General features: G+C 43.7%; 10 protein-coding genes and 1 tRNA gene. 3 read left to right on the top strand and 8 right to left on the bottom strand.

The window, feature by feature from the left end:
- Window positions 1-76: 76 nt before the first annotated feature.
- Both CBF27_RS12355 and CBF27_RS12350 read right to left on the bottom strand, forming a co-directional pair.
- Window positions 77-1,075 carry an MFS transporter gene (locus CBF27_RS12355; RefSeq protein WP_170175114.1) on the bottom strand — a complete coding sequence of 333 codons (999 nt, stop codon included), beginning with the start codon at window positions 1,073-1,075 and terminating at the stop codon, window positions 77-79.
- Between the two features lie 42 nt (window positions 1,076-1,117).
- Window positions 1,118-1,486 carry a nuclear transport factor 2 family protein gene (locus tag CBF27_RS12350; RefSeq protein ID WP_126814759.1) on the bottom strand — a complete coding sequence of 123 codons (369 nt, stop codon included), beginning with the start codon at window positions 1,484-1,486 and terminating at the stop codon, window positions 1,118-1,120.
- Between the two features lie 426 nt (window positions 1,487-1,912).
- Here CBF27_RS12350 and CBF27_RS12345 point away from each other — a divergent pair, with 426 nt between their 5' ends.
- Window positions 1,913-2,755 (top strand): helix-turn-helix domain-containing protein, encoded by an 843-nt coding sequence (locus CBF27_RS12345; protein ID WP_126814757.1) that lies wholly within the window; start codon window positions 1,913-1,915, stop codon window positions 2,753-2,755.
- Between the two features lie 23 nt (window positions 2,756-2,778).
- Window positions 2,779-3,693, top strand: a complete 915-nt coding sequence (locus CBF27_RS12340; RefSeq protein ID WP_126814755.1) for an amidohydrolase family protein — start codon at window positions 2,779-2,781, stop codon at window positions 3,691-3,693.
- A 142-nt stretch (window positions 3,694-3,835) separates the two neighbouring features.
- On the opposite strand, the gene nspC is transcribed toward CBF27_RS12340, so the two are convergent.
- From nspC to selA, 6 genes are all read right to left on the bottom strand, one after another.
- Window positions 3,836-4,984, bottom strand: a complete 1,149-nt coding sequence (gene nspC, locus CBF27_RS12335; RefSeq protein WP_245986082.1) for a carboxynorspermidine decarboxylase — start codon at window positions 4,982-4,984, stop codon at window positions 3,836-3,838.
- Window positions 4,984-6,186 (bottom strand): saccharopine dehydrogenase family protein, encoded by a 1,203-nt coding sequence (locus CBF27_RS12330; protein WP_126814753.1) that lies wholly within the window; start codon window positions 6,184-6,186, stop codon window positions 4,984-4,986. The genes nspC and CBF27_RS12330 overlap by 1 nt, the downstream gene beginning before the upstream one ends.
- Window positions 6,187-6,198: 12 nt before the next feature.
- The gene (gene speB / locus CBF27_RS12325; RefSeq protein WP_211334665.1) at window positions 6,199-7,059 is read right to left on the bottom strand and encodes an agmatinase; all 861 of its coding nucleotides are present in this window, start codon (window positions 7,057-7,059) and stop codon (window positions 6,199-6,201) included.
- Window positions 7,043-7,900, bottom strand: a complete 858-nt coding sequence (gene speE, locus CBF27_RS12320) for a polyamine aminopropyltransferase (protein ID WP_126814751.1) — start codon at window positions 7,898-7,900, stop codon at window positions 7,043-7,045. The genes speB and speE overlap by 17 nt, the downstream gene beginning before the upstream one ends.
- Window positions 7,900-9,363 carry an aminotransferase class I/II-fold pyridoxal phosphate-dependent enzyme gene (locus CBF27_RS12315; RefSeq protein ID WP_126814749.1) on the bottom strand — a complete coding sequence of 488 codons (1,464 nt, stop codon included), beginning with the start codon at window positions 9,361-9,363 and terminating at the stop codon, window positions 7,900-7,902. The genes speE and CBF27_RS12315 overlap by 1 nt, the downstream gene beginning before the upstream one ends.
- A gap of 512 nt (window positions 9,364-9,875) precedes the next feature.
- Complete coding sequence (gene selA, locus CBF27_RS12310) at window positions 9,876-11,255, bottom strand: L-seryl-tRNA(Sec) selenium transferase (protein WP_126814747.1); 1,380 nt, start codon at window positions 11,253-11,255, stop codon at window positions 9,876-9,878.
- A gap of 199 nt (window positions 11,256-11,454) precedes the next feature.
- On the opposite strand from selA, the gene CBF27_RS14210 reads away from it, so the two are divergent.
- Window positions 11,455-11,551 (top strand) — tRNA-Sec (locus CBF27_RS14210).
- Window positions 11,552-11,609: the final 58 nt, after the last annotated feature.

The following is an 11,609-nucleotide window of genomic DNA, read 5'->3' as shown; positions in this document are numbered from 1 at the left end:
ATTTGCTGTTTAAATTCCTTGGTAAATGTCCGTCTCGGTCTACGTTCTGACATGTTGATTCCTCCAGTGTGTTTTATTATAGTTTACACACCTTATTTTTATTGTCTAGTCCAGTGTAGCCTGTCCACATACAGCCTGAAAACCCGAATGTAAAACCTAAATACACTAAAGCTGAACCTATAAAATAGATAACGATTTGACTGGAAAAATAACCAATAAACAATCCAGATGCTAGGCAAAGCGCGCCGACACAAAGAATAAATGATTTGCTTATTCTCATGACGTACTTATACAATAAGCCGCCGCCGACACTTACTAAACCGGACAAAGACACCATCAGCCCTGCAATATCAGCTCCGCCCAACCCTTTGTCGTTTATGAGCATAGCCGAATTAAGGATAATAGTTGCAAATCCTATTGCAAAAACTAGCATCAAAATGACAACTGGAATTGCGCTGAGTGCAATGGTACTTCCTTTTTCTTTGATGGTCGTCTTTTCTGAATCCTCTTTTTCGGATGGCAGCCAAAAAAGAACAAGCAGTAATGACGGGATACAAAGTATGGTTGCTAAATACACATTTTTCCATAGGGTACTTGCTAAAAAGCCGCCTATTAAAGCCATTATCATGTTACCGCCATTAGTAAAAGAGTTTTGCCAGCCAAACATTTGACTTCGTTCTTCTCCGGAAAAGTATTTTGAAATAATCGTACTAAGCATTGTTAACAGAATACCTTGCCCGACGCCCATAAAGGCCGAACCAATGTACAAAAACGTAATACTTTTATTTAAAAAGTAAGGAAGAATACCGCCGATAATTAAACTTATCAGTCCTAATAGCACTAGAATCTTATTATTGATTCGGTTCCCCAATATTCCTGTAATCAAGGTGAAAGGAAATTGACCTAACATTGCAAATGTCATGATCAACTGGATATTCGTCATACTGACTTCCGGAAATGCCTTAGCTATTTCTGCCAGTGCTGGAGAAATGAATGCATTGGCCATAGCGACTGCAGCTACTGAAAGAATTGCTATTTTTAGCTTGATATTACTTTTTTGTTGAGTGGAATTCACGTTTTTACCTCCTCTCTCATACCTCCTTGCCATCTGATTTCATTACAGTGTGGTAAAGCATTTTGCAATGATTTTCCATTCATTGTTTTCATCTCTAATCAATTGAAAATGGTCTTCTACAATTCCTTCACCAAAAAATCCTGTTGCATAAACAATGACTGTCGCAATGTTGCCAGTAACAGCTAAATGAGTTATGGTTGCTTTAAATGGGTCTTTCATGGCTGGGTTGTTTGCAATTTCTTCAAAAAACGACTCGGGCGTGCCCAGCTGTAACGAGTCCCCCATAAAACCATTCATCCGCGCATCTTTATGAAATGTTTCCTTTAATTTTTCCGCATCTCCATTGTATACTGCCTCTGCATAATGAGTGACTAGAGCAACGATTTGATCAATACTTTCTCTTTTATTCATTTTAATTCTCCCTTTCTGATTTCCTAAGCAGACAATGGTCACAGCAGTTACCCACATTAGCCAAAAAATCTTGTCACGCGATAGAACCCGATACTTATACACGTTTTTTGATTTCCGTTTTTTTCTATACAATTTTACAAATGAAGGCATAAAATAAGATTAATGAACAAATCGTATCACCTATCATCTAGTTTATACAATCGTTAGTCACAAAGATTGGAAAAAACGGCATAATCGTTTTTATTAATAATTTTTGTGAAAAAAAGTATTCCTTGATATATTATAGATAGGTTAATTAATCATTATGCTAACTGCTGTTTTTGCTTTAAAAATCACTATTCCAACAGTTTCAACTAGACATCACTCATACAGATGACTTAGATTTCTGCAGCCATTGTTTTCAGGCATCTTAAAGGAGGAACAAACATGAGCACAACTATGCCAGGTACTCGCGCACCAACACCACCTTTTCAGCCGTATCTGCATGCAGTTGCTAAAAATTATCAAGAACAGTTAGTTGAGTGGAATCCTCAGTGTATTAAAAAAAGCGCCCTGATTTATCAATTCGAAGCCAAAAAAGACGAAACCATTTTGCTTGTACCGGATGCTTGTTGTAACATGATATTTTGCTGTGAACCTTTTTATGCTAAAGGTTACTTCCAAGGTGTCAATCTAACGTCACGTAGAATCCATCTGACAAAAGGGCACACCTATTTTGCATGCAAACCTTATTCTGTACTTGGGTTGCGTCCTAAACATACACCTATTCCAGATTTACTGAACAAAAGCGCTGATATAACTGACCTTTATCCCAATGCCGAAAACTTAATCTCTGGTCTCACAAACTGTTTTTCTTTTCAAGAACGCATTGATCTGCTTTTGCGCTTTAAAGAAGAAGAGATGCTAACTTTGGATGTGGACTCGCATTTAGTTGATGAAGTCATTGTTCTCCTTTGCACAGAAGATACTGATAACAATGAAACAGTTTCTAAAATGGACTACGTGGAGCGAGAAGTCGGTTATTCAAAACGGTATTTCAGACAGAAATTTGGAGAAATTTTTGGATTTCCACCAAGTTATTATAGTCGGATTATCAGATTTCAAAACGTTTTAAAAGATATGTTTTTAAAAGACGAACAGTGTTTTGCTACTATCGCTTATGAAAACGGTTACTCCGACCAGTCTCATTTGATACGTGATTTCAAATCATTTACAAATACCAGTCCCTCTGCATTTATTGAGCAAATTGACAACCTGTTGAGACATTAAACAAAATAGAAAGGAAAATAAAAATGCCACAAATCATCGATTTTCACACACACTTAGGTGACATCTTTCACGAAAATAAAAATATTACCTTTAAGACCAACATAAAAAAAGGAAACTATCAGGACCCTTTTCTTGAAACAGAAGAGTCCGGCTACAGTCGTCCGCTTATTATCGACGATGAAGAAGACTTGCGCCAGCTGATTGAGGCTGGTCAAAAACGAAGTTGGGAATGGACATTGGAAAACATGTCTCATGAGATGGATAAAGCGGACATCACATATGCCGTAGTCTTACCTGTCTGGCCAAACACAACATTTGAAGAATATCTTGCAGCATCAAAGTTGGACTCACGTTTAATTGTATTTTCGACCATAGACTATAGTCTTGATGAAAAGCAACTCACAGACAAGCTCCAACACGATATAAAAAGAGGCGCGAAAGGCTTGAAACTGAACCCCACTTTACAAAATCGTTCCATGGATCATCCTTTGACAGAAACGGCTATTCGTGTTTTTGGAGATGCGGATTTGCCTATTATTTCGCACGTTGGAACAAATCCTTATTACACGCCTGACAAGCCATTTGAAACAAACCCTCAATTTAGTAAGGTAGAATGTTTTGTTGAAATGGCACATAAATTTCCAAATTATAAGATGGTGGCTGCTCATTGCTGTACCTTTATCGAGGAGTTTGCTCCAATGGTTAAAAATCTGGATAATGTCTATACTGACACAACGATGTGTTCCGCTAACATGATGAAAAATGGTGTCAAGCTATTGGGAGAAGACAAAATTCTTTTTGGAAGCGATGCTCCTTTCGGGCGGATTGACTATTCTGTACAAGAAATGGCAAAAGCCTTCGCTGATGAGCCTGAAATAGCCAAAAAAACGTTCTATAATAACGCAGCCCGTCTCATGAATATGACGCTTATTTCATGAGATGACTAATTCTTAAAACTAAATAGTACAATAAAAACACACCTTTGATCCTATTGTTAAACAATGGGGATTAAAGGTATGTTTTATTTGTTCTCCTTGCTTCTTTCATCCGCTCACAAGTGCTATATTTTTCTTGTACGGATCAGGATAATCTATTTTTAAAATCCCGGTAGTCGAACGCGCGGACCAGTTCCAGCTGGCCGCTGGCTGTTAGTGCGTAAATCGACGGCAGCGGCATGCCGTTGAATGTATTGGTTTTAACCATTGAGTAAATAGCCATATCGCAGAAAACGATTTTAGTCCCCCGCTCCAGCGGAAGGTCAAATGAATAATCCCCGATGATGTCGCCAGCTAAACAGGTCGGACCGCCAAGCCTGTATGTGTTTGCCTTTTCCCCGGCTTTTCCGCTTCCGATCACTGTCGGCCGATAAGGCATTTCCAGTACATCCGGCATATGGCATGTAGCCGATGTATCCAGGATGGCATTTTGCACACCGTGTGTGGTCACAATATCCACCACCGTGCTCACTAAAAACCCGGCATTCAAGGCAACCGCTTCTCCCGGTTCTAAGTATACTTCGACATCGTATGTTTCTTTAAACGTGTGAATCGTTTTGATAAGCAGTTCGATATCGTAGTCGGCACGTGTGATATGATGGCCTCCGCCAAAATTTACCCATTTCATTTGCTTCAGGCACCTGCTGAACTTATGTTCTACGGCTTCAAGCGTCCGGACCAGCGCATCTGCATTCTGCTCGCATAGTGTATGAAAATGCAGACCGTCAATGCCTGACAAATCCTGACCGTCGAATTGATCGGCTGTTATTCCAAGACGGGAGCCGGCACTGCACGGATCATAAATAGCCGGGCCGATTTGAGTGGAACATTCCGGGTTAATGCGCAGGCCGCAGCTTTTACCGCTTCGGACAGCTGCTTCCCTGAACTGCTGCCACTGGGAAAATGAATTGAAAATAAGATGGTCGCACATCTCCAATAACGCATCAAATTCCTGACTAGTATAAGCAGGTGAAAACACATGGTTTTCTTTGCCCAGTTCTTCAAATCCCAGCCGTGCCTCATATAAACCACTTGCTGTACAGCCGTCAAGATAGTCTGCGACGAGTGGATAAAAATGAAACATCGAAAATGCTTTTTGTGCCAGCAATATTTTACAGCCCGTCTGCTTACGGACATACTCCAGCCGCTGCAAGTTTTTTCTCAACAGTACTTCTGATACGACAAAGGCCGGCGTCTTTGCTGATAAAACAGGTTCCATGTTTATTTCTGTCATTAGTCTTCCACCAATGTCGGGTTAAAGTCTTCCTGCCAAGGGAGTCCCCACTTGTTAAGAGCCGCCATAAATGGATCTGGGTCAAATTCTTCCACGTTATACACACCGGGTTTCTGCCACGTGCCGTTCATCACCAGCATAGCGCCGATCATCGCAGGGACGCCCGTCGTATAAGATACCGCTTGAGAGCCGACTTCTTCGTAACATGCTTCATGGTCACAGACATTGTACACATAGTAGTGCACAGTCTTGCCGTTTTTTACACCGGTAAAAATGCAGCCGATATTGGTTTTTCCTTTTGTCCGCGGGCCTAAAGATGACGGATCCGGCAAGACGGCTTTCAAAAATTGCAGCGGCACAATCTCCCTTCCCTCATACATAATCGGTTCAATCGACGTCATGCCGACGTTTTCTAAACAGGTTAAATGTGTCAGGTAGCTCTCGCCGAACGTCATGAAGAAACGGATTCGTTTAATACCGTTAATGTGAAGTGCCAGCGATTCCAGCTCTTCATGATGCAGCAAGTACATGTCTTTAGGGCCGATTTGCGGAAAATCATACACTTTTTTTATGGCCATCGGCTCTGTTTCAATCCAGTGTCCTGCTTCCCAATAACTGCCTTTAGCCGACACTTCACGAATGTTGATTTCCGGATTGAAATTGGTTGCAAAAGGATATCCGTGGTCACCGGCATTGCAGTCTAAAATATCAATATAGTGGATTTCATCAAAATGATGCTTCATTGCATACGCTGAAAAGACGCTGGTCACTCCCGGATCGAATCCTGACCCGAGCAGAGCTGTGATGCCGGCTTTTTCAAATTTTTCGCGATACGCCCACTGCCATTTGTATTCAAATTTAGCCGTGTCCTCCGGTTCATAGTTGGCAGTGTCCAGATAATGTGTTTTCGTTGCCAGACACGCATCCATGATCGTTAAATCCTGATACGGCAGAGCCAAATTCATTACAATATCTGGTTTTACTTCTTCAATTAAAGCAATCAGTTCGTCCACTTTGTCCGCATCAACTTGCGCAGTCGTGATTTTGACCGGGCTGTCTTTCAGCTTTTCCTTGATTGCATCACACTTGCTCTTTGTTCGGCTGGCAATACATATTTCCTGAAAGACCTCACTGTTCTGTGCGCATTTATGAATCGCAACATTTGCCACACCGCCTGCACCAATCACTAATACTTTCCCCATTATGTTTCCCCCTTATAATTGTCTTGCTGACAATGCCAGCAGCCATTCCCTTACCAGTTTGCATGCTGTCGCTGTCGAAGCGCCGCTTAAATCATATTGCGGCGACAATTCAGTCATGTCCGCACCAACGACTTGCAGCTTGCTGACAGCCAGCAAAGCGGAAAGCAGTGTCATAAAATCAACGCCGCCCGCCTCAGGTGTACCCGTCCCCGGAAAAACTGCCGGGTCAAGGACATCCAAATCCAGCGTGATATACACTGGTTTTCCTGTCAATTTTTGAACAACTTCCTCGACCCGATTCAAGTGAAACGGGTACAGATGCGTATGCGCTCTGGCAAACTCAAACTCCGCTTTTTCACCTGAACGGATGCCGAAAGAGTGAATCCGCCCGTCGCCGATCACATCCCAAATTCGCCGGATAACTGTTGCGTGCGACAATTCCGCACCAAGATACTCCTGCCGTAAATCAGTATGAGCATCAAACTGAATCACATGGACATCCGGATATTTCTCTGCAACAGCCCGAAAAGCCCCCAGGGTCACCAGATGCTCTCCGCCAATCATAAAAGGCAGTTTGCCGTGTGACAAAATCATGCGAGTCGTTTCAGAAATATCTGACAAAGCCAAATCAGTGCGCCCAAACGACAGTTCCAAGTCGCCGGCATCGCATATGTGATAATCTGTCAGTTCTTTGTCCTGATAGGGGCTGTAAACTTCCAGACCATAGGAATCACCGCGAATCGACCGGCTGGCAAAACGCGTTCCCGGTCGAAAAGAGGTTGTGGAATCAAACGGTGCGCCGAACAGCACAATATCAGCCGCAGTAAAAGCAGCCTCACAGCCGATGAATGTATCGCTATTTGTCTTCAACATAATCCAACAACTCCTTGACATAGGTTGGCAGTGCAAACGCACCTTTGTGCAACGGCCGGTTGTAGTAGCGTGTTGCCAATTGCCTGTCTGCACCTTCTGAATCCTTGAAATCTGCCAGCGGATGATACCGTTTGGAAGAAAAGCCAAACAGCCAATGCCCTGACGGATAACTGGGAACATGAGCCTGATAAACGAGACTGATTGGAAATGAGGCCGTTAGCTTTCTATGAATTTTCTGCACGGCTATCGCATCCTGCTGATAGAAGGGACTTTCATGCTGGTTGATTAAGATACCTTCAGGACGCAAAGCTTTGTAGCAGTTACCGTAAAACTCTTTCGTAAACAGCACTTCACCCAACCCATTCGGATCAGTGCCATCCACAATAATCAAATCGTACCGGTCATACAGCGGCCGGATAAAGCGCAGCCCGTCCTGAAAAGTCAGATGAACACGCGCATCCTGAAAGCTGGCGGCCGTGGCTGGCAAAAATGCTTCACACGCCCGGACCACAAGCTCATCAATTTCGACAACATCAATCAGTGCAATGCTATTGTATTTGACCAGCTCGCGCACCACCCCACCATCACCGCCGCCAATCACCAGCACTGTTTTAACATCTGGATGAACGGACATCGGCACGTGTACCATCATCTCATGGTAAATAAATTCATCTTTCTCCGTCATCATCACTTCTCCGTCAAGTGATAAAAAACGGCCAAACACATCGGACTCAAAAATATCGATTTGCTGAAATGCGCTTTTTTGACTGTATAACTGCTGATTCACCTTGATTGAAAAATCAACCGACTGGTGCTTCCCTTCTGAAAACCACAAATCCATCAATGACACCGCCCTTCATTTTCCGAAATAGTTAAAATACTGCCGACTGTGGCGTCTTCTGTCCCCATCAAAGAGCAACCTTTGAATTTGGCGTACTCGATATAAGACACAATGTCGCTGGTAATTCTTTCGCCCGGGGCAACAATCGGGATACCAGGCGGGTAACACATGACCATTTCACCACTGATGCGTCCCGTACTGGCAGCCAGCACTGTTTTCTCTTTGTCAGCATAAAAAGCCTGCTGCGGGCTGAGTATCACTTGCGGCACGATTTCCTGATAGGGCAACAGCTCTTTTTTATCCCGTTTAAACCGCCGCCGTATCTCGCTTAAAGCCCCGACCAGCCGCTCAATATCCTGTTCCCTGTCGCCCACTGAAATATAGGCCAAAATATTTGCAGTGTCGCCGAATTCAATTTGAATGTCATACTCATCACGCAGCATGTCATACACTTCAACACCAGTCAGTCCCAAATCTGTCGTTTTGACTGACAGCTTCGTAACATCAAAATCATACACGCCGCTGCGGTCAATCAGTTCTGTTGCATAGGCGTAATAATCGCCGATACTATTGATTTCATCACGGGCATACTGTGCCAGAAGTGCCACCCGTTCAAAAATTTTGGCCCCTTTCAACGCCAGATTTTTCCGGGCAATGTCCAGACTCGCCATCAGCAAATAGCTGGCACTGGTCGTCTGTGTCAAATTAATAATTTGACGCATATATTCACTGTCCATGCCTTCGCCAATCAGTAAAAATGAACTTTGAGTCAGCGAACCTCCGGACTTGTGCATGCTGACTGCAGCCATGTCCGCTCCTGCCAGCATCGCGTTGACCGGCAGCGTTTTGCCGAAATACAGATGCGCACCATGGGCTTCGTCGACCAGTACTTTCATGCCGGCTTGATGCGCCAGCTGGGCAATTCCCATCACATCCGAACAAATGCCATAGTAAGTCGGATTATTAACAAAAACGGCCTTGGCATCGGGATGCTCACGAATGGCTTGTTTGACGCCAGCCAATGTCATGCCGGCAGCAATCTCCAACTCTTTCAGAACAGGCGTTTCCACATAAACCGGCACACCGCCGCCGAGCACCAGTGCATTAATGACGCTTTTATGAACATTTCTCGGCAAAATTATTTTCTCGCCCGCGCGTATCGTGGCATAAATCATGTTTTGCACTGCTGACGTGGTCCCATTGACCATAAAAAAAGCGTGTTTCGCCTGAAAGGCCTCAGCCGCAAGTAATTCAGCCTCTTTAATAATTGAAACGGGGTGTGTCACATTGTCCAACGGTTTCATCGCATTGACATCAAGCGACACCGCTTTTTTCCCAAAAAAATCAGCCAGCTCCAAATTGCCCTTCCCCCGTTTATGTCCAGGCACATCAAAAGGAACAATTTTGGCTTTCTCAAACTGTTTCAATGCCTCAGCAATCGGAGCTCTGTTTTGTGCTGTCATGTGGTCCACCTTCTTTACAGATAACTTCTTTTTTCATGTGCGAAAGACAAAAAAACTCAAGCACCGTGCACAGTTTATGCACATCCGCTTGAGTTTAAATCTCTACGAAATCATACGTCAAACAACACAACACATGTGTCATCTGGCATATTCGTCATTGTAGAACGTTTGAGTTCGTATAGTAACTATTACTTTTACCACTCTCACTGATCGTTTTCACAAGCATAATGCGGATATTTCCTGTACATTATGTTATAAAAAATTTGAGTCGACCCTTTTCAGAATCTCTTCAATGGGCGCGAAAGCCCCTTTACTACTTCAAATCTGTTCTTTAAAACAGCAATAAGTTTGGCGCAGTAATAGTTATTCCCATGCCTCTCTCGTTCGCAATTCAAAATTGCAAAATCAATATATCATTCTTTTTTTATTTATGCAATAAAAATTTTCAAAAAATTTGTCACACATCCCGTCTTTTGCTGACAGGTGAGAGAAAAACGTTCCGGCTCTTCATTTTACGAAAGCACTGCTGCTACTTCGTCTGCCACGATTGACAGCTCATCCTCGGTAATCGTACGGACATCGAACAAGCATAAATCAAACTTAGTTCGCGCGATGACCGGGGTTTTTCCATGACGCAGCTCGGTCACAAAATCTGTAACAGACATCTGTTTTGGCGACACGGAAACGAGCCATGTCGGCAATTCAAGCTCAGGCATGGAACCGCCGCCAACTTTAGAAGTCCCCTGTTCCAGACGGACAGCCAGTGAATCATGCTGTGACAGAAGCCGGCACAATGTTTCTGCTTTTGCTTTCAGTACATCGTCGGAGACCGCCAGCATCTGGAGTGTCGGTATGTTGGCAATCGCTTGTTCCTCGTCAAAATATTGGCGAAGCGTCCCTTCCAGAGCCGCTATCGTCAACTTGTCCACCCTCAGCGCCCGTGTCAGCTGATGCCGTTTCATCCGTTCAATGTACTCTTTCTTTCCGACAATCACACCGGCTTGGGGACCGCCAAGCAGCTTGTCGCCGCTGAACGTAACGATATCTGCACCAGCAGCCAGCGCGTCCTGAACGGTTTCTTCCTCTGGCAAACCATGCTGCTGAAGCGACAGCAAACTTCCGCTGCCCATATCATACATCACCGGCAGACCTGCCTCTTGCCCGATTTCTTTCAGTTCCTTCAACGACACGCTTTCAGAAAATCCGACAATCGAAAAATTACTGCGGTGTACTTTTAAAAGCAGCGCCGTTTCATCTTCATCAATTGCCCGTTCATAATCAAAGCGATGGGTTTTATTTGTCGTGCCTACCTCCTTCAGCAGACAACCGCCCAGCGTCATGATTTCAGGAATCCTGAATGAACCGCCGATTTCCACGAGTTCGCCCCGCGAAACGATGACCTCTTTTCCTTGTGCCAATGTCGTCAAACTCAAAAGCACTGCGGCAGCATTGTTATTCACAACAAGCGCCGCCTCCGCGCCAGTCAGTTTAGTCAATGTCTGTTCCAAATGATCATAGCGGGACCCGCGCTGACCTGTTTCTAGCGTGTACTCAACATTCACATAGTTGCACGCAATATCAACCAGCTCTTCCCTCAGCTTGGACGACAGTCTGGCACGTCCTAAATTCGTATGCAGAACAGTCCCGGTTGCATTGATTACACGGACAAGCGTCGGCTGGTATGCCGCTTCTATCGTCCGCTTCGCTTCATTGATGAGCTCAGAGACAGTTTTTGGCTCCGCCTCTTCTGTCAGCTGCTGGTGACGGCTAATATCCGCTGCCTTTCTGAAATGTTCCACAACCAAATTTCTTGGGTAATTCAACAGCAAATCCTGTGCGAGATCTGCTTGCAGCATTTCAGTAATCGATGGCACGACTATTTTTTTCTTCATAAGCTCCCCGCTTTCCTTGATTATTTCGTTGATTCACAGTCTTCACTTAAGTTTATAAAATTACGAGATGGGTATATGTTAGTGGTATTTATCATAAATTATCATAACATATTTTAAACATTTTTTTATTTATATGTGATGTTTTTTATATTCAAAATTAAGTTGAATACTTCCTGTCTTATATGTTATACTCTCTAGTGGGAGTGGATGGGTTCTGGTGTGCCCTCTGGTCTTCAAAACCAGTATGAGGAGTTAGGAGCTTCTTGGGTGGGTTCGATTCCCACACATTCCCGCCAATAGATTTTAACGGTTTTGAATGAGTTTCGAAACGTTGATATATAAAGGTTCATGCAG

Source organism: Vagococcus acidifermentans, from assembly GCF_003987655.1.
Taxonomy (GTDB): Bacteria; Bacillota; Bacilli; order Lactobacillales; family Vagococcaceae; genus Vagococcus_B; species Vagococcus_B acidifermentans.
This window is presented reverse-complemented; position numbering and strand designations above follow the sequence as displayed.